This is a genomic window from Sinobaca sp. SA16-1 (assembly GCF_059510515.1).
In genome coordinates, this window is the sequence record NZ_JCAKFL010000005.1 from 236,840 (window position 1) to 254,002 (window position 17,163).

The 17,163-nt window shown below is 45.1% G+C and carries 18 protein-coding genes; 11 read left to right on the top strand and 7 right to left on the bottom strand.

Annotation, left to right across the window (positions count from 1 at the left end):
• The first annotated feature begins 94 nt into the window (after positions 1-94).
• The 3 genes from gatC to gatB are packed head-to-tail and all read left to right on the top strand — an operon-like array spanning position 95 to position 3,303.
• Entirely contained in the window at positions 95-385 is a 291-nt protein-coding gene (gene gatC, locus AC5W2J_RS15225) for an Asp-tRNA(Asn)/Glu-tRNA(Gln) amidotransferase subunit GatC (RefSeq protein WP_496060313.1), read from the top strand.
• Between the two features lie 13 nt (positions 386-398).
• Entirely contained in the window at positions 399-1,856 is a 1,458-nt protein-coding gene (gene gatA / locus AC5W2J_RS15230) for an Asp-tRNA(Asn)/Glu-tRNA(Gln) amidotransferase subunit GatA (protein WP_496060314.1), read from the top strand.
• A gap of 13 nt (positions 1,857-1,869) precedes the next feature.
• A complete protein-coding gene (gatB, locus tag AC5W2J_RS15235) occupies positions 1,870-3,303 on the top strand; it encodes an Asp-tRNA(Asn)/Glu-tRNA(Gln) amidotransferase subunit GatB (protein WP_496060315.1) in 1,434 nt (477 codons plus the stop codon).
• A 48-nt stretch (positions 3,304-3,351) separates the two neighbouring features.
• On the opposite strand, the gene AC5W2J_RS15240 is transcribed toward gatB, so the two are convergent.
• Positions 3,352-3,648: a hypothetical protein gene (locus AC5W2J_RS15240; protein WP_496060316.1), complete on the bottom strand. Its 297-nt coding sequence runs from the start codon at positions 3,646-3,648 to the stop codon at positions 3,352-3,354.
• 393 nt (positions 3,649-4,041) lie between these two features.
• Between AC5W2J_RS15240 and AC5W2J_RS15245 the strand changes: the two genes are divergently transcribed.
• Together AC5W2J_RS15245 and AC5W2J_RS15250 are read left to right on the top strand one after the other, a co-directional pair.
• Complete coding sequence (locus AC5W2J_RS15245; RefSeq protein WP_496060317.1) at positions 4,042-4,932, top strand: helix-turn-helix domain-containing protein; 891 nt, start codon at positions 4,042-4,044, stop codon at positions 4,930-4,932.
• Between the two features lie 81 nt (positions 4,933-5,013).
• Positions 5,014-5,907, top strand: coding sequence for a diacylglycerol kinase (locus AC5W2J_RS15250; protein ID WP_496060318.1), 894 nt, complete (start codon positions 5,014-5,016; stop codon positions 5,905-5,907).
• Between the two features lie 35 nt (positions 5,908-5,942).
• Here the strand turns inward: AC5W2J_RS15250 and AC5W2J_RS15255 are convergent, their stop codons facing one another.
• Positions 5,943-6,527, bottom strand: a complete 585-nt coding sequence (locus AC5W2J_RS15255; protein WP_496060319.1) for a GNAT family N-acetyltransferase — start codon at positions 6,525-6,527, stop codon at positions 5,943-5,945.
• 12 nt (positions 6,528-6,539) lie between these two features.
• Complete coding sequence (locus tag AC5W2J_RS15260; protein WP_496060320.1) at positions 6,540-7,061, bottom strand: hypothetical protein; 522 nt, start codon at positions 7,059-7,061, stop codon at positions 6,540-6,542.
• Between the two features lie 246 nt (positions 7,062-7,307).
• Here AC5W2J_RS15260 and AC5W2J_RS15265 point away from each other — a divergent pair, with 246 nt between their 5' ends.
• Complete coding sequence (locus tag AC5W2J_RS15265) at positions 7,308-7,430, top strand: hypothetical protein (RefSeq protein WP_496060321.1); 123 nt, start codon at positions 7,308-7,310, stop codon at positions 7,428-7,430.
• A complete protein-coding gene (gene putP / locus AC5W2J_RS15270; protein WP_496060322.1) occupies positions 7,427-8,899 on the top strand; it encodes a sodium/proline symporter PutP in 1,473 nt (490 codons plus the stop codon). Before AC5W2J_RS15265 ends, putP begins: the two co-directional genes overlap by 4 nt.
• A gap of 176 nt (positions 8,900-9,075) precedes the next feature.
• Here putP and AC5W2J_RS15275 read toward each other — a convergent pair whose 3' ends face one another.
• Together AC5W2J_RS15275 and exaC are read right to left on the bottom strand one after the other, a co-directional pair.
• On the bottom strand, positions 9,076-9,450 hold the full coding sequence (locus AC5W2J_RS15275) for a DUF779 domain-containing protein (RefSeq protein ID WP_496060323.1): 375 nt from the start codon (positions 9,448-9,450) through the stop codon (positions 9,076-9,078).
• 143 nt (positions 9,451-9,593) lie between these two features.
• Positions 9,594-11,117, bottom strand: a complete 1,524-nt coding sequence (gene exaC, locus AC5W2J_RS15280) for an acetaldehyde dehydrogenase ExaC (protein WP_496060324.1) — start codon at positions 11,115-11,117, stop codon at positions 9,594-9,596.
• 270 nt (positions 11,118-11,387) lie between these two features.
• On the opposite strand from exaC, the gene AC5W2J_RS15285 reads away from it, so the two are divergent.
• Positions 11,388-11,891: a GNAT family N-acetyltransferase gene (locus tag AC5W2J_RS15285; RefSeq protein WP_496060325.1), complete on the top strand. Its 504-nt coding sequence runs from the start codon at positions 11,388-11,390 to the stop codon at positions 11,889-11,891.
• 13 nt (positions 11,892-11,904) lie between these two features.
• Positions 11,905-12,342 carry a hypothetical protein gene (locus AC5W2J_RS15290; protein WP_496060326.1) on the top strand — a complete coding sequence of 146 codons (438 nt, stop codon included), beginning with the start codon at positions 11,905-11,907 and terminating at the stop codon, positions 12,340-12,342.
• Between the two features lie 18 nt (positions 12,343-12,360).
• Here AC5W2J_RS15290 and AC5W2J_RS15295 read toward each other — a convergent pair whose 3' ends face one another.
• A complete protein-coding gene (locus AC5W2J_RS15295; protein ID WP_496060327.1) occupies positions 12,361-12,930 on the bottom strand; it encodes a sugar O-acetyltransferase in 570 nt (189 codons plus the stop codon).
• Positions 12,931-13,085: 155 nt separating this feature from the next.
• On the opposite strand from AC5W2J_RS15295, the gene rlmD reads away from it, so the two are divergent.
• A complete protein-coding gene (rlmD, locus tag AC5W2J_RS15300) occupies positions 13,086-14,471 on the top strand; it encodes a 23S rRNA (uracil(1939)-C(5))-methyltransferase RlmD (RefSeq protein ID WP_496060328.1) in 1,386 nt (461 codons plus the stop codon).
• 99 nt (positions 14,472-14,570) lie between these two features.
• Positions 14,571-15,680 carry a DUF4268 domain-containing protein gene (locus tag AC5W2J_RS15305; protein ID WP_496060329.1) on the top strand — a complete coding sequence of 370 codons (1,110 nt, stop codon included), beginning with the start codon at positions 14,571-14,573 and terminating at the stop codon, positions 15,678-15,680.
• A gap of 168 nt (positions 15,681-15,848) precedes the next feature.
• Here AC5W2J_RS15305 and AC5W2J_RS15310 read toward each other — a convergent pair whose 3' ends face one another.
• A complete protein-coding gene (locus tag AC5W2J_RS15310; protein ID WP_496060330.1) occupies positions 15,849-17,024 on the bottom strand; it encodes a DUF4317 domain-containing protein in 1,176 nt (391 codons plus the stop codon).
• Positions 17,025-17,163: the final 139 nt, after the last annotated feature.

Genomic DNA, 17,163 nt, shown 5'->3' on the forward strand with positions numbered 1-17,163 from the left:
TCAGGGGGCCGCCTGCCCCAGCGTTGCTGTGAGACAGCTAATTTGGTATCATCAGTATATTGTGAAAGCATAAGAAGCCGGAGGTGACAATAAAATGGATAAAATTACAAAAGAACAGGTAACGCATGTGGCTCATCTGGCCCGGCTGTCTGTTTCTGAAGAAGAAGCAGAACGATTTACCGAGCAGCTTGATAAAATTATTGAGTTTGCCGAGCAGCTTAACGAAGTGGATACAGATCATATTTCGCCGACATCGCATGTACTCGATATTCATAACGTACTGCGTGAAGATAAAGTAGAACCTTCTTTAAATAGAGAAGACGCATTAAGAAATGCACCGGATCAGGAAAACGGTCAGGTGAAAGTACCATCAGTTTTAGAGTAAAGGGGGGAAGACCATGTCTATATTAGAAGAAAGTTTTTCGAGCGTACATAAGAAGCTTGAAAACAGAGAAGTTAAAGTATCTGAACTAGTAGATGCTTCCTATAAACGAATCAATGAAGTCGACGACAAAGTAAAGGCCTTTCTCACGTTAAACGAAGAACAGGCCCGAGCGCATGCGAAAAAACTGGATGAGGCTATCGGTACAGACGGTGTCAATGGCATGCTTTTTGGTCTGCCGGGCGGTATTAAGGATAATATTGTCACAAAAAACCTTCGCACGACCTGCGCAAGCCAGCTGCTTGATAACTTTATCCCTGTCTACGATGCAACAGTAGTAGAAGGACTGCAGAAGGCATCTTCTATAAATATCGGCAAGCTGAACATGGACGAATTTGCGATGGGTTCTTCCAATGAGAACTCCAGCTATAAAATCACGCGCAACCCCTGGGACCTTGACCGGGTGCCGGGTGGATCAAGCGGCGGTTCCGCAGCTTCGGTTGCCGCAGGAGAAGTAATGTTTTCTCTTGGCTCCGATACGGGCGGTTCTATCCGTGAGCCGGCTTCCTACTGCGGTGTAGTAGGCATGAAGCCTACGTACGGCCGTGTATCCCGTTTTGGTCTTGTGGCATTTGCTTCTTCTTTAGATCAGGTAGGTCCACTAACCCGTACGGTAGAAGACAACGCCAGAGTTCTTCAGCAAATAGCCGGTCACTGCAAAAGAGATTCGACTTCTGCCGACGTAGAACTTCCGGATTTCAGTGCAGATCTCGAAAAAGGCGTCAAAGGATTGAAAATCGCTGTGCCGAAAGAATATATCGGCGAAGGCGTGCAGCCGGAAATTAAAGAAAAAGTGCTCGAAGCGTTAAAAGTACTCGAAAGCCAGGGCGCGACATGGGAGGAAGTATCTCTTCCCCATTCTAAGTATGCGGTAGCCGCATACTATCTGCTTGCTTCTTCAGAAGCATCGGCGAACCTTTCCCGTTTTGACGGCGTTCGTTTCGGCGTTCGTCACGACTCAAGCAAGAACTTGCTTGAAATGTACAAGGAAACGAGAAGCAAAGGATTTGGGGATGAGGTCAAGCGCCGTATAATGCTTGGAACCTTTGCCTTAAGCTCCGGCTACTACGAGGCCTACTACAAAAAAGCCCAAAAGGTCCGTCATTTAATTAAAAATGATTTTGACGATGTACTTGCTAAATATGACGTAATCATCGGCCCAACAGCGCCGACCGTTGCGTTTAAAGTCGGCGAGCAGATAGATGATCCGCTGACGATGTATGCCAACGATATATTAACCATTCCAGTAAACCTGGCAGGGGTACCGGCTATTTCCGTACCGTGCGGATTTTCTGAAAACATGCCGGTCGGCCTGCAGATTATTGCAAGCCCGTTCGATGAAAAAACGATTTATCAAGTGGCCCATTCCTATGAACAGGCAACGGAACACCATAAAGCGAAAGCGGAATTGTAAGGGGGGAACTATTGTGAAATTTGAAACGGTCATTGGACTTGAAGTCCACTCAGAGCTAAAAACGAATACAAAAATCTTTTGTAATTGTTCAACCGAGTTCGGTGCACCTCCGAATACACAGACCTGTCCGGTCTGCCTCGGTCATCCCGGCGTTCTGCCGGTACTAAATGAACGTGCCGTGGAATATGCCATGAAAGCGGCAATAGCCTTGAACTGCGAAATTGCAGAAGAAACAAAGTTTGACCGCAAAAACTACTTTTATCCGGATAATCCAAAAGCCTACCAGATTTCCCAGTTTGATAAACCAATCGGAGAGCATGGCTGGATCGAAATCGAAGTAGAAGGCTACAAAAAAAGAATCGGCATCACCCGTATTCACCTGGAGGAAGATGCAGGCAAGCTGACACACGATGATTTCGGCGAGCATTCTCTTGTAGACTTCAACCGTGTAGGCACGCCTCTGATTGAAATCGTATCAGAGCCGGACATTCGTACACCGGAAGAGGCCTATGCCTACCTGGAAAAACTGAAGGCTGTCCTGCAGTATACGGAAGTCTCAGACTGCAAAATGGAAGAAGGGTCTCTTCGCTGCGATGCCAACGTATCCCTTCGTCCCGCAGGCCAGGAGGAATTTGGTACAAAAGCCGAGCTGAAAAACCTGAATTCCTTTACGAACGTCCAGAAGGGTCTCGCTTTTGAAGAAATCCGCCAGGAGCAGGAGCTTCTTTCCGGAGGAGAAATTCTTCAGGAAACGAGAAGGTGGGATGACAGTAAAAAAGAAACCGTTCTGATGCGTATTAAAGAAGGATCCGATGATTACCGGTACTTCCCGGAGCCTGACCTGGTGACGTTACTGATTGACCAGGACTGGATTGATAAAATCAAAGCGCAGATTCCTGAGCTTCCGGATGCGAGAAAAGTCCGCTATATTGAAGAATACGATCTGCCGGCTTATGATGCCGGTGTAATCACCCAGTCCAAGGAAATGTCGGACTTTTTCCAGGAAGCAATAGACCAGGGCGTTAATGCCAAACAGACGTCCAACTGGCTCATGGGAGAAGTGAATGCTTACCTGAATGCCAACAACATGGAGCTTCAGGATATCAAGATGACGCCTAAAGCTTTGGGAACATTGATCAAACTGATTGAAGAAGGCACGATTTCCAGCAAGATTGCCAAAACTGTATTTGCTGAACTGATGGAAAACGGCGGCGATCCGGAACAGATCGTTAAAGACAAAGGCCTTGTCCAGATTTCAGATGAAGGCGAGCTTAAGTCGATCGTGGATACGATTTTAGATAACAACCAGCAGTCAATCGAAGACTTTAAAAACGGGAAGGATAAAGCACTTGGCTTCCTCGTCGGCCAGACGATGAAGGAAACCAAAGGAAAAGCGAATCCACAGCTCGTGAACAAATTAATTAAAGAGGGCATGGAAGCCCGTTAAATAGAAAAAAGAAGCAATCGCTGCGGCGGCTGCTTCTTTTTTTGTGAGTCAGGAGAAAATTGCTTGTTTAACCCGGTCGGTCATGAAAGCAAAGTCGGCTTCATCGCTCTGGTCAAATATATCCACAAAGCCTTCCAACGCCGGTTCTTTTTCAGCAAGTTCCCGCACGACCTGATGATCTTTAAGCCAGACGTAAGCCATTAATTCAATAAAAGGCATGTCCGGTCCGTATTTCGGCGTTTCATAGAAAACAAACTCAAGCAGGGCCCGAGTTGTTTCTTTATCGCGCGCCGCCTGCTCCTTCATAAAAAATAAAGCCATAAATCCTTCTCTATCCAAAACCATCCAATCACTCTCCTTGCCAGCCGTAATGAAAAAAAGAATCCCCTGCAGCACAGGGGATTAAAAGGGGGTAAAAAAACTTGGTGGTATGAAAACAAATTAAGAGAGTAATAAAGAGTTAATATACGTGAGGGAAATTAACGCCAAGAGTACTAACGTCTCCTGTTGTAGCAACAAGAGCTAAAGCAATACCTGTAAACGCTATAACTTTTACTAATTTCATAATTATCCTCCCTGCAACAGTAATATCAACTTCATATTAGAATTATGGCATACTCAATTAAGTCATGCATAAGTCTTCTAAGACTATAATATCGATTCAGCTCTATAAATTATACAAATTCGGACATTTTTGATATTATTGAGAACTATAGTACTCAATTAGGGCGTGTTTAAATGAAAAGTAGTATAGGAGAAAAGTTGAAAGATTTGAGGGAGTATTACGAGGTTAGTCAAAGGGAGCTGTGTCAGGAAATTTGTTCGCAAAGGGCTGTTTCAAAAATTGAACGAGGAGAAATGCAGCCCTCAGCAGAAATTTTGCAGAAAATGGGACTTCGTTTGGGTGTGGATATTAGTTATTTCTTTGAAGAACAAGAAGCTCCTAGATTTAATTATATTAAAGAAACGAAAGAAAAAATCGAAAATTTAGTTCATACGTGGCAGTATAATGAAGCAATGGAATTGATAAGAGAGTCTTTAAAAAATCCATTATTTAGGAAATTAAGTCATCGTAAATTTTTATTGTGGCAAAGAAGTATATGTCACTTTAATTTAACTAATGAAAAAGAAGAGGCTATAGATCTTTTGTGGTTAGCAATGGACATCGAAACAAATTCAAAAAAGACAATTTCACCTACAGATATTTCAATGATGATGAGCATGGGAAATATGCATTCAGATATACAAAAATATAAAGAAGCTCTGGTCTATTTTGACAAAGCTCTTGAAATGGTAAAAAAAATACCTCTAGTTAATACAAATTCTCCATTAATAAAGATTTATTATAACTTGGCATTAGTTTACTTTAGAATGAAAAAATTCAAAAAATCTATTGAATTAGTTGAATATGGGATACAGTTAAATTACAAGAAAGACTCGGTGTTTCTTCTTGGAGAATTTTACTACTTAAAGGGAACTTCTCATTTTTACAATGGAGAAATCACATTAGCTTTAAAAGAAATGAAAAAAGGGTTATTTATCTTTGAAGAAAGAGATCAAGATATGTATATTACTTTTGTTAAACAAAACTTGTTAAGATTTCAAAGAGCAGCAAATGCTTTAAGGTAAGTATACACTAATGGCATGTTCTGTTTCAAAATACCGCCATCTAGGGTATGGGATAGTAAACCACATAATAAGGAGACTGCAATGAGAAGAGCAAGAGTAATATATAATCCTACATCCGGCAGGGAACAGATGAAAAAAGACCTGCCTTATATATTGGACCGCATGGAACAAAACGGGTATGAGACATCTGCCCATATGACAAAAGCCGAAGGATGCGCCAAGTCGGAAGCGCGGCGGGCTGCGCTGGACGGTTTTGACGTGATCGTAGCAGCCGGCGGGGACGGGACGATTTTTGAAGTCGTAAACGGCATTGCTGATCTAGAACATCGGCCCAAACTCGGCCTGATTCCTTCCGGTACGACAAACGATATGGCTCGGGCACTTGGTATCAGCGATGTCGGCATAGAAGGCGTATGCGATGTACTCTGCGGCGACTATACCCAGCCTGTCGATATAGGGAAAGTAGGCGACAAGTACTTTATTAATATCGCAGCCGGAGGCAAGCTGACAGAATTAACCTATGACACCCCAAGCCGCCTGAAAACAATGATGGGGCAGTTTGCCTACTATTTAAAAGGGTTCGAAAAGCTCCGCGACCTGCATCCACAGCAAGTAAGAGTGGAGTACGATGATGAAGTATTTGAAGGAGAAATTATGCTGTTTCTTGTCGCAAATACCAATTCGGTAGGCGGTTTTGAAAAGCTGCTGCCGGAAGCTAAATACAATGACGGGAAATTTGATGTTATTCTAATCAAAAAAACCAATTTGGCCGAGTTAGTAAAAATAGGCACGCAGGCATTGAATGCAGAACACCTGAATCATGAACGCGTCATGTATGTGAAAGCCAGCCGCGTGAAAATTGAAGTAGAGGGCGACATGCAGCTCAATCTGGACGGTGAGCACGGCGGGGAACTGCCATGTGAATTCTTTAACCTGCATCATCATATTGAAATGTTCAGCCCGAAAGTGAAATAAACCAAAAAAAAGGGACTCTTCCAAGAGTTCCTTTTTTACTGAATCCGTTTCTTCTGCTTCCATTCCTGATGAAGAATACTGTAAATATGAACGTCCCGCCGCTCCCCTTTAACCAAAAGCCGCTGCCGGAGTGTGCCTTCATACGTCATACCTATTTTTTCGAGGACGCGGATCGACTGGGTGTTTTCAGCGAAGCATCTGGCTTCGATGCGTGTAACACCCATTCGTTCGAAAGCAAATTGACTCAAGGCACTGGCTGCTTCATAAATAAGGCCGAGTCCCCAGTATGGTTCAGCCAGGGCAAATCCGATTTCAACCGTTCCGTTTCCGCGTTCCCACCAGGCAAAATCAATGGTGCCGATCATTTTTTTGTCTGCTTTATGCTCAATCGCAAAAGGGGCCATTTCCCCCCGGCGGTACCGTTCAAAAGCATAGTCCAGAAACCGCTGTGATTCCCGCAGTGACTGATGGGCCTCCCACAATACCTGGCGGCTGATGTTCTCGTTGGATGCATATTCAAATACATCCCGGAGATCGGTCTGCTGCAGACGTCTCAGAATAAGCCGTTCGGTCTCTAATATTGGAAAAGGTTTGAAAAGTGTCGGGGTTCGGCGGAGCATAGGGGATACCTCCTAATTCGTTTCTTCCGTTTCTTGAAAAAGAACCGGTTCGTCTTCTGAAGCATCCTCTTCCTGACGGGCCTCATCAAAAGAACTGCCAAAATCGTCCCATTGTTCATCAAAAGAATCCCAGCTGCTGTTTGCTTGCTCTTCCGCAACTGGGGTGTTGACAGCGTCAGCTGATTCAGGTGCTTCCGGCTCTGTGAAGCCGTTGGTGAAAGCAGAAGCGGCTGTGAAAAGAGTCAGCGGTGTCGTCAAAGCCGGAGCCTGGCCGCTGGAGGGGAAAGAAGCCCACGTCTCGTCGAAATCGTGTAAGCGTTCTTCTTCCGTCTGATTTTCCTCGTCTTCCACCTCAAGCTGGGCTTCTGCCCATCTGTCATCAGCTTCTTCTGTTTCCGGTTCGGTTTCATCGGAAGAGAACATCTGGTTCATAAAAGAAGAAAAAAATCCTTCCTGTTCGGGGGATGCCGCACCGGCAGAAGCAGCAGGCAGGCTGAGAAAACAGATAAGTGCAGCACTTGTCATCCATTTCATATGTACATTCCCTTACTTTCCTATGTTTTAACATTATATTACCATATATTAAGGGGGAAATATGTCATTTCTTGTAATATAGAAGAAAGTTGCAGACGCAGGCAAAATAGGGCAAAATATTAAGCAGTGCCAAAAAACCTGCGGTGTCTACCGGGCAACAGAATAAAAAATACCTTTTACATAAAATAGTTCATGATCGGCACTTTTCCTGCATTACAAAGCAGTAAGATAAAAGGAGGACATAATATGACAGAAACATTAACAACAGCGACGTGGTTTTGGCTTCTGGTTCCGATGCCTATCCTTATTATTCTCTCCTGCATTACGTTTGTGACAGATAAAAGAAAGCAGAGGAGAGATCGAAAATGACGATACCAACGCTAGTTACGTTTTTAATTTACCTTGTCGGCATGTTCGCAATCGGTATTATTTTCTACAAAATGACGAACAATCTTTCCGATTATGTATTAGGAGGAAGAAAGCTTGGCGGGGCAGTCGCCGCGTTGAGCGCCGGTGCCTCGGACATGAGCAGCTGGCTCCTGCTCGGGCTGCCGGGAGCAATGTATTTAGGGGGAATGAGTGAGATCTGGCTCCCGATCGGCCTTGCCGTCGGCGCCTACTTAAATTGGCAGTTTATGGCCCGGCGTCTTAGACGCTATACGGAAGTGGCCAATGATTCTATTACGATTCCGGATTTTCTGGAAAATCGCTTTCGGGATAAAAGCAAGCTCCTGCGGATGGTTTCCGCTGTCTTTATACTTATTTTCTTTGCATTTTACGCGTCTTCCGGTCTGGTCGGGGGAGCTACGCTGTTTCAGAATTCCTTTGGATGGGATTACACGACCGCTCTTTGGATAGGGGTGGCGGTCATTATTACGTACACGTTTCTGGGCGGGTTTCTTGCCGTCAGCTGGACGGACTTTTTTCAAGGAATCATTATGTTTCTCGCTCTCGTCATTGTGCCATTTGTGGCCGTTTCGGAACTGGGCGGCTGGAGGGAAACCATCGCAGCGGTTGGGACCGTTGATCCTACGCATTTAGATGCGTTTGCCGGCACCTCTGCGATTGGTATTATTTCCCTGCTCGCCTGGGGGCTTGGTTATTTTGGCCAGCCTCATATTATTACGAGGTTTATGGCAATCCGCTCAGAAGAAGAAATTCCAAAAGCACGGCTGATCGGTATGACGTGGATGGTGCTTTCCTTATTTGGTGCCATTTTCACAGGATTTGTAGGCATTGCCTACTTCTCTGCTGCCGGAGCGGGAGGAGCGCTTGCTGATGGCTCTCACGAGACGGTATTTATTCTGTTTTCGCAGCTGTTATTTAATGAATGGATTTCCGGCTTTCTGCTGGCTGCTATTCTGGCTGCGATTATGAGTACAATTGATTCCCAGCTGCTTGTTTCTTCGAGCGCGTTGGCCGAGGACTTTTACAAAGGCTATCTGCGGCCGAAAGCAAGCGACCTGGAGCTCGTCTGGGTTGGAAGAATAGGGGTAGTAGCGATCGCCCTGATCGCAACAGTGCTGGCCTACAATCCGGACAGCACCGTGCTCGAACTGGTACAGTACGCCTGGGCAGGGTTTGGGGCTGTATTTGGCCCTGTCCTGCTGCTGGCATTGTTCTGGCGCCGCACAACGATGGGAGGCGCATTGGCAGGCATGCTGACAGGAGGAGGTACTGTCATTTTATGGGCCATCCCTTCAGAAGGTATTTTTGCCCTGTATGAGCTTGTACCGGGATTCCTTTTTGCGGGAATTGCCATTATTGTGGTCAGCCTGATGCAAAAGCCGCCGCATAAAGAAATAATAGAGGAATTTGATAAAGTAGATGCCATGTAAAAAACCGACCCCGTGAGGTCGGTTTTTTAATAGCCGCGGTTAATATTAACAAAAGCGAAAATACCGGTGCCTATGGCAGTAATTGCCGTAATAATAACAAACCAGTGCATAGAGGGGCCTCCTTCAGCTGTATTCTTTTATGTAGAAGAAAGAGCGGATAGGCTCTTTCAGTCTTCTTACACGATGGATGCTTCTTTTTTCAGCTCTTCGCGTTCGTTTTCTGTAAACACGCGGGAGCGGGTTAAAAACCGTTTGCCTTCCGGGCCTTCCAGGGAAAACATACCGCCCCGGCCGTCCACTACATCGATAATGAGCTGGGTATGCTTCCAGTACTCATACTGGTCCTTTGAAATATAGAAAGGCGCGCCGCCGATTTTTCCAAGTAATACATCACTGTCTCCGACCTTGAATTCATCCGCTGCAAAACACATTGGTGCACTGCCGTCACAGCAGCCTCCGGATTGATGAAACATCAATTCACCGTGCCGTTTTTTGAGTGATTCCATCAGTTCAAGCGTGGCATCTGTTGCGGTTACTTTATCCACAGCCATATTAACCATCCTCTCTTGAAAATAGGGTCTAATCGCGGGACAGAAGAAAAAGGATATAGTCTTATTGTACACGTTTTCATCCAGAAAGAAAATCAGGCCGCCCCCATTTCTGGAAGGCGGCCCGTATAATCTGCTGCGGGTGTTTAAAAGAAACCTAACGCGTCATCACTGTAGCTGACAAGCATGTTTTTTGTCTGCTGGTAGTGATCAAGCATCATCAAATGGTTCTCACGGCCAATACCGGACTTCTTGTATCCACCAAACGCTGCGTGTGCAGGGTAATCGTGATAGCAGTTGGTCCAGACACGGCCGGCCTGAATGCCGCGGCCAAAGCGGTAGGCTGTCGTAATATTACGAGTCCAGATACCGGCGCCTAATCCATAAAGGGTATCGTTAGCGGTTTCCATTGCTTCTTCATCTGTTTTAAAGGTCGTAACAGAAAGAACCGGTCCAAAAATTTCTTCCTGGAAAATTCTCTGTTTATTGTGTCCTTTAAAGACAGTAGGCTCAATATAGAAGCCTTCAGCGAGTTCTTCATCGTCCATTTTTTGCCTGCCGCCGCCTGTAAGAAGCTCGGCATTTTCCTGTTTACCGATATCCAGGTACGATAGAATTTTTTCCATCTGTTCCTGGGAAGCCTGGGCGCCCATCATCGTATCGGTATCAAGCGGGTGGCCGACTTTAATAGCGTTTACGCGCTCGAGGGCACGTTTCATAAACTCATCGTAAATGTCTTCATGAATCAAGGCACGGGACGGGCATGTACATACTTCCCCTTGATTCAGGGCAAACAATACCATACCTTCTACTGCTTTATTCAGGAACTTATCATCCTCGAGCATAATATCCTTAAAGAAAATGTTCGGGGATTTTCCTCCCAGTTCCAGTGTAACCGGAATAATATTCTCTGACGCATACTGCATAATCAGACGTCCGGTCGTTGTTTCACCGGTGAAGGCGACTTTGGAAATCCGGCTGTTGGTGGCAAGCGGCTTGCCGGCTTCAACGCCGAATCCCTGAACAACGTTCAATACGCCCGGTGGAAGCAGGTCCTGAATTAATTCCATAACAAGCATGATCGAAGCGGGTGTCTGCTCGGCCGGCTTGAGTACGATGGTGTTGCCGGCAGCCAGCGCAGGCGCGATTTTCCACGTTCCCATAAGAATAGGGAAGTTCCATGGAATGATCTGACCTACAACACCAAGAGGCTCATGGAAGTGGTAAGCGACAGTATCATCATTAATCTGGCTTAAGCGGCCTTCCTGAGCACGGATAACCCCGGCAAAATAACGGAAGTGATCGACTGCCAGCGGAATATCGGCATTAAGTGTTTCACGGATAGCTTTTCCGTTGTCCCATGTTTCTGCTACGGCAAGCATTTCCAGGTTTTCTTCGATGCGATCTGCGATTTTATTTAGTATTTTCGAGCGCTCTGCCACCGAGGTTTTACCCCAAGCATCTTTTGCCGCCTCTGCTGCATCGACGGCAAGTTCCACGTCTTCTTTGGATGAACGGGCTACCTGGCAGAATACTTTGCCGGTAACAGGGGATACATTATCGAAATACTCCCCGTTGACGGGAGCTTTGAATTCCCCATTTATAAAATTGTCATAACGATCCTTAAATTGAACAAGACTTCCTTTTGTGTTCGGGCTTTCATAGCGCATGCGATTTCCTCTCCTTTTACATAAATGTGATAGTGATACACAAAACTGTAAATCGGTAGAATACGATAATGGAAGCGATTACATGTAGAATTTTATCACATATTTTTCCTTTTTAAAACAATATTCTATCTGCCTATTATCAATAAGTTATAAATGAATATTAACAGTCCCTCAGCCGCTTCACCTGGAAAAACGGTGATATTTGTCGCAGAAGCGTATTTCTTCTATAATAGAAGAGTAAAGAATGGGACACGTAAGGGGCTGAACATAATGAACATTGAAATTGAACGGCTCCATAAGGAGCACTGGCCGGAAGTCAGGGAAATATACGATATGGGGATTCAGACCGGGAAAGCAACGTTTGAAACAAAAACGCCTTCCTGGGAAATCTGGTCAGCGACACATGATCTTGTCTGCCGGCTTACAGCAGTGGAAGAAGAGACGAGAAAAGTGCTCGGCTGGGTGGCACTCGCTCCTACCTCAAACAGGCCGGTTTATGAAGGCGTGGGGGAGACCAGCATTTATATACATGATGAAGGACGCGGCAAGCGCATCGGCACACGCCTGATGAAAGAGCTGATCTATATCAGCGAGCGTGAAGGCTACTGGACGCTTCAGGCCGGCATTATGCCGGAGAATATTGAAAGCATACGTATCCATGAAAATGCCGGATTCCGGGAAGTTGGACGCCGGGAAAAAATAGGAAGGCTTAACGGTGTATGGAGAGATGTGCTATTATATGAGCGCAGAAGTAAAATTGTAGGAATAGAGTAGGTGAATAGTAAGGATGACGTATCACTCTGGTTATAATCTTGTAAAACCCATTATTCTTTTGGCTGCGGTCTGGGCCATCGTGCTGTTAACAGATCCTGCCTTTATTATTCCGGCTGTACTGATTAGTATTGTCGCAGTACTGTCGATGTTTCTTCACCAGCATGTGAAGATTAAAAATAACACGATGACGTGTTATACGTATTTATTGAAGAAACGGATCTTCACCAGGGTAGTGTATCCGAAAAACGTCACCGGCATCTTTTTAAAAAATGCTCCGGGTGGAAAAGTTCTTCCATTGATTAAACGAAAAAATTTATCAACGATCCGCCTGCGCCGGTTTAAAGATACCGGGCTGTACCGTGATGTTGAGAAATTTGCGGTCGACCACGATCTGCCGCTCGAGCAGGACACAAGCTACACGAAATGGAAAGAAAGCGAACAAAATAAATAGCAAAAAGCAGGAAGGTCATCAGCCTTCCTGCTTTTTCGTCTGTTTAATCACGCGTGCCGGATTGCCGCCGACAACGGTATGAGCGGGAACATCCTTTACAACTACCGCACCGGATGCAACGACGGCACCGTCTCCGATGGTAACACCGGGATTAATAATGGAACGGCCGCCGATCCAGACGTTGTTGCCTACAGTGACGGGAGTGCCGTATTCATACAGAGTGGCCCGCTCTTCTCCATCAAGTGGATGATTTACGGTATAAATGTGCACGCCGGGACCGAGCATAACGCCGCTGCCAAATCGGATAGGCGCTTCATCAAGCATGACGCAGTCAAAGTTAGCGTAAAAAGAGTCCCCGACATGAATGTTGTAGCCATAATCGCATCGGAATTCGGATTCAACCCGGACGGCCTCACCCGTAGACCCGAAAATCTGCTTGATCGTCTCCAGACGCTTCTCCGGATATTCCACGCCGATGTTATTGTACATCCGCAGTGCCAGTTTCGCATTCATACGCTCTTCGGAGAGCTCTTCGTCGTGTGGAAGAAAAAGCTCTCCGGCCAGCATTTTTTCTTTTTCTGTCTTCATATGTAACGTCCTTTCTTCCTAAAGATCTCTTTATTTATCCTACCGCAGCTTGTTTCAAAAGAGAAGACCGCTCATAAAGGACACAAACAAATCCAAATGGAATAAGATATGATACAATCTGTAAAGAATATAGGACTAATGAGTGGAGGCATCACATGACAAACGAGCTGCCCGTACAGAAAAACGAGACCATTACGGCAACTATAGAAGATTTAACCCATGAAGGTGCAGGCGTCGCAAAGGTGGATGGTTATACATTATTTGTGCCAAACAGTCTTCCCGGCGAAACTGCTGAAATAAAAGTCATTAAAACGAAAAAAGGCTACGGCTTCGGCCGTCTGCTTAATGTGATCGAAGAAAGCCCGGACCGGGTGGAACCGCCCTGTCCGATCTATAAACTCTGCGGCGGGTGCCAGCTGCAGCATATGAACTACAGCGGGCAAAAGCAGTACAAGCATAAGCAGGTAGTGGAAGCTTTAAACCGTCTCGGCGGCCTGTCTGACGTAACTGTTCATCCAACACTTGGTATGGATGAGCCCTGGCATTACCGCAACAAAGCGCAGGTGCCGATTGGAACAAAGCCGGACGGCCATTTAAAAGCCGGCTTCTACCAGCAGCGCTCCCACCGGATTATGGACATGGATGCCTGTATGATTCAGCAGGAAAACAACGACCAGGCCGTGCAGAAGGTTAAAAATATTGCCGACGAGCTTGGAATTACGTCTTACAATGAAGACAAACACCGCGGCACACTCCGGCATGTGGTGGCCCGATATGCCCAAACGACCGGCCAGCTGATGATTGTACTTGTCACAAAAGATGAAACCTTATCCCATAAGAAAAAGCTGATCGAAAAAATCCAGGCAGACATACCGGAAACGGTATCGATTATTCACAACATCAATCCAAAGCGCACGAATGTAATCTTTGGCGATAAAACGAACGTGCTGTGGGGAGAAGAATATATTTACGATCATATAGGAGACATCTCGTTTGCGATCTCAGCACGCTCATTTTACCAGGTGAATCCGGATCAGACGAAGGTACTATACGATAAGGCGCTTGAATATGCCGATCTGAAAGGCCATGAAACGGTAGTAGACGCGTACTGCGGCATTGGAACGATTTCGCTGTTTCTTGCCCAGAAAGCGAAGCACGTGCATGGCGTAGACATTGTACCGGAAGCGATCACGGATGCGAAGCGTAATGCCCGTCTGAATCAATTTGAGAACGTAACGTTTGCGATAGGGGAAGCTGAAGAAGTCGTCCCATGGTGGGCCAAAGCAAACGGCCTGCGCCCGGACGTCATGGTGGTCGATCCGCCTCGGAAAGGCTGTGACAACAAGCTGCTTGATATGATGCTTGAAACGAAGCCCGAACGAATTGTCTACGTCTCCTGTAACCCGGCCACTCTGGCCCGCGACTTGAAGTATCTAACGGAAAGCGGAGCGTATGAAGTGAAAGAAGTACAGCCTGTGGATATGTTCCCGCAGACCACGCATATAGAGTGTGTAGCATCAGTTTCAAGAGTAGAACAGTAAAAAACAAAGAATTTCCAGACAGCGGTCTGTTCTCTCTATTATATTTGGAAAGGCCGTGACGGAAATTCTTTTTTTGCAGAAATTAAAAGGAGAGATTCAATGTTTCTAATAGATAAAGAAAAAAATGAAGCAGTATCTATCAACAAGAAAACTTTTCAGGAATTAAAATTCAGGGAAAGACAGCATCTGCAGGAATGGATATGTAAAAATACAGATATTCTTGGAGAAAAATTACTTATTATTCAAAAAGAATTCAGCGGTTTTGATGATACAAAAGAAAGACTGGACTTATTGGCAATTGATAAGATGGGAAATCTTGTAATCATCGAAAACAAGCTGGATGACAGTGGTAAAGATGTTGTATGGCAGTCTTTAAAGTACGCATCCTATTGTTCAGGACTGACAAAAAACGACATAAGAGATATTTTTCAAAAATACCTGGACGGACAGGAAAGGAACAAACTGGCAGAGGAAGTATTGAGTGAATTTCTTGAAATCGAGGATTTCAGTGAGGTAGAGCTCAACAATGAGGATCAGCGGATTATTATGATTGCTGCACATTTTAGAAAAGAAGTAACGTCCACAGCGATGTGGCTTTTGGATCACCATATTAAAATCAAATGTATTACGGTTACACCTTATGAATTAAATGACCAGATTCTTCTCGAGACGGAACAGATTATTCCAGTTGTAAATGCCGAAGAGTATTTAATAAAAATAGCAAACAAAAAACAGGAAGAAGTAATCAATAAAGAAAAGAAACAAACAAGACATACCATCCGAATTAATTTCTGGACACGCCTGCTGCAAGAGATGAATGAGAAGTCGGATCTATTTAAAAATGTCAATCCTTCAAAAGATAACTGGCTTAACTGTGGAAGCGGTTATGGAGGGGTAACCTATACATTTGTTATTACAGGAACTTTTGCAAGGGTTGAACTTTTGATAAATCGTGGACTGCAGGAAGAAAATAAAGAACTTTTCGATAGAATTTCAGACCGCAAAGATGAAATAGAAGCCTCGTTTGGAGACCAGCTTGACTGGCAGCGGCTGGAACAGGGCAAAGGCAGCCGCATCGCTTACTGGCATAAAGATGTAAATGTCTTCAATGAAGAGGACTGGGATGAAATGATCCTTTTTATGACGGACAATATGGTTAAATTGAGAAATTCCTTAAAACAAGTTCTAAGTGATGTGATCACTAAATAATTATGTTTATAGATATGGCGGCAGACTCCTGCAGACCAGCCATCGGTAAAGATAAAAGGATGGTCTTGTCTTTTTGCTGAGGCATGGCCTGCAGAAAGCTGCCGTCCCAATAAAATTTTAATAGCTTGTTTCATAAAAAAGAAGAGACCTATACGGCCTCTTCTTTTTTTACAATTCGTCTTCCCCAAACGCTTCCGGCAGCATTTTAAAGCCTTCGATTTCGGCGTCTTCTTCGATTTCAATCATAATGCAGCGCTTGCCTTTGTAGTTGACCTGTTTCACAAACTGCAGGTCCTGCGGGCTGATTGAAATATTGGCAACTTTCGTATTGATTTTAATCGATTTGGATTTGTATTTCGGGATCACGCTTGTTGCTTTTAGTTCGTAGGATTCCTCGTTGGTGAAGCGCTCGAATGATGATTTAATCTGCTCGTCTTCGACCTTCTCACCGCTCTGGGCAAGCACGCGGCCGACGTCTTTATAGTCGAGCATAGGAGGCGTATCTTCTTCATTTTCTTCAACGACCCGGTTGATTTCTTCATATACTGCAGCAAGGGTGGATGGGTTGAGCTGGTCGCCGACTACGTCTTTAATCACTTCTTCAAACACAGCCTTGTCTTCCTGGGCAGTCATAATGTCCTGGCCGTTCAGTACTTCTTCAATAAACCGGTAGTCCGGCTCATGCGCTTTGCCTGCTGCATAGAGGACGTGATTTACGTCGGACACTCCGTCGGTAATCGCCGGAAACAGAAAGCCTGCCATGGGGTGCTTTAAATCGATAACGGGATCGGTTTCGATTTTGTATTTGAATTCTTTTTCAATGTAGTCAAAATGAATTTCTTTCTTAGGCTCTTCGGTCTTATTAATGCTGCATATAATGAAGGGATTGGAATAGACTGTGTCCCGGGTGTTTTCCTCATTTTCCCCGCTTTCCCGACGGGTTGGCTTCATGTACTCCGCGCGGATAAACGAGATCACAATATCTTTTTCATACGGATGATCGATCAGTATCTTGTTTGTGATCGCAAGCATTTCCTGCTTCCAGTCCTCTACACTGCTGCTGAGAAGCGCTTTGTGCAGAATCAGCTGGCTGGAATCCTCAGCTTCCCGGTCAAACTTTACTTCAAACAGCTTTTCATCCATCTGGCCGCCGAGCAGCTTTTTAAAGTGGGCGATAAAAAGCTCCTGCTGGTCGCTGTCGAGCATATGAAATGGCTGGCTCTGCTGATGGTAAATTTCTGTCGTTTCTTTCATCACGTACACATTGAATATATCAGTAATCTTTAATAGGTCATTGTCTACTTTAAGCTGCCTGCGAATCGCGGCAATATCTTTTTTATCCATAGCTGTCCACTCCCGGGTGATGTAGTTTGCGTTCGGAAACTCTGTCAGTATACCATTTTGACACACGGAGAGGGCGTTTGTGAATACGTATGTCGACCCGGGTTTTAAAAACATTCTAAAAAAAAGAACCGGACAGAAG

Coding starts and splice junctions, on each gene's coding strand:
- gatC (WP_496060313.1), top strand. CDS start 95: ATGGATAAAATTACAAAAGAACAGGTAACGCATGTGGCTCATCTGGCC.
- gatA (WP_496060314.1), top strand. CDS start 399: ATGTCTATATTAGAAGAAAGTTTTTCGAGCGTACATAAGAAGCTTGAA.
- AC5W2J_RS15240 (WP_496060316.1), bottom strand. CDS start 3,648: ATGGTTTTGGATAGAGAAGGATTTATGGCTTTATTTTTTATGAAGGAG.
- AC5W2J_RS15245 (WP_496060317.1), top strand. CDS start 4,042: ATGAAAAGTAGTATAGGAGAAAAGTTGAAAGATTTGAGGGAGTATTAC.
- AC5W2J_RS15250 (WP_496060318.1), top strand. CDS start 5,014: ATGAGAAGAGCAAGAGTAATATATAATCCTACATCCGGCAGGGAACAG.
- AC5W2J_RS15255 (WP_496060319.1), bottom strand. CDS start 6,527: ATGCTCCGCCGAACCCCGACACTTTTCAAACCTTTTCCAATATTAGAG.
- AC5W2J_RS15260 (WP_496060320.1), bottom strand. CDS start 7,061: ATGAAATGGATGACAAGTGCTGCACTTATCTGTTTTCTCAGCCTGCCT.
- AC5W2J_RS15265 (WP_496060321.1), top strand. CDS start 7,308: ATGACAGAAACATTAACAACAGCGACGTGGTTTTGGCTTCTGGTTCCG.
- putP (WP_496060322.1), top strand. CDS start 7,427: ATGACGATACCAACGCTAGTTACGTTTTTAATTTACCTTGTCGGCATG.
- AC5W2J_RS15275 (WP_496060323.1), bottom strand. CDS start 9,450: ATGGCTGTGGATAAAGTAACCGCAACAGATGCCACGCTTGAACTGATG.
- exaC (WP_496060324.1), bottom strand. CDS start 11,117: ATGCGCTATGAAAGCCCGAACACAAAAGGAAGTCTTGTTCAATTTAAG.
- AC5W2J_RS15285 (WP_496060325.1), top strand. CDS start 11,388: ATGAACATTGAAATTGAACGGCTCCATAAGGAGCACTGGCCGGAAGTC.
- AC5W2J_RS15290 (WP_496060326.1), top strand. CDS start 11,905: ATGACGTATCACTCTGGTTATAATCTTGTAAAACCCATTATTCTTTTG.
- AC5W2J_RS15295 (WP_496060327.1), bottom strand. CDS start 12,930: ATGAAGACAGAAAAAGAAAAAATGCTGGCCGGAGAGCTTTTTCTTCCA.
- rlmD (WP_496060328.1), top strand. CDS start 13,086: ATGACAAACGAGCTGCCCGTACAGAAAAACGAGACCATTACGGCAACT.
- AC5W2J_RS15305 (WP_496060329.1), top strand. CDS start 14,571: ATGTTTCTAATAGATAAAGAAAAAAATGAAGCAGTATCTATCAACAAG.
- AC5W2J_RS15310 (WP_496060330.1), bottom strand. CDS start 17,024: ATGGATAAAAAAGATATTGCCGCGATTCGCAGGCAGCTTAAAGTAGAC.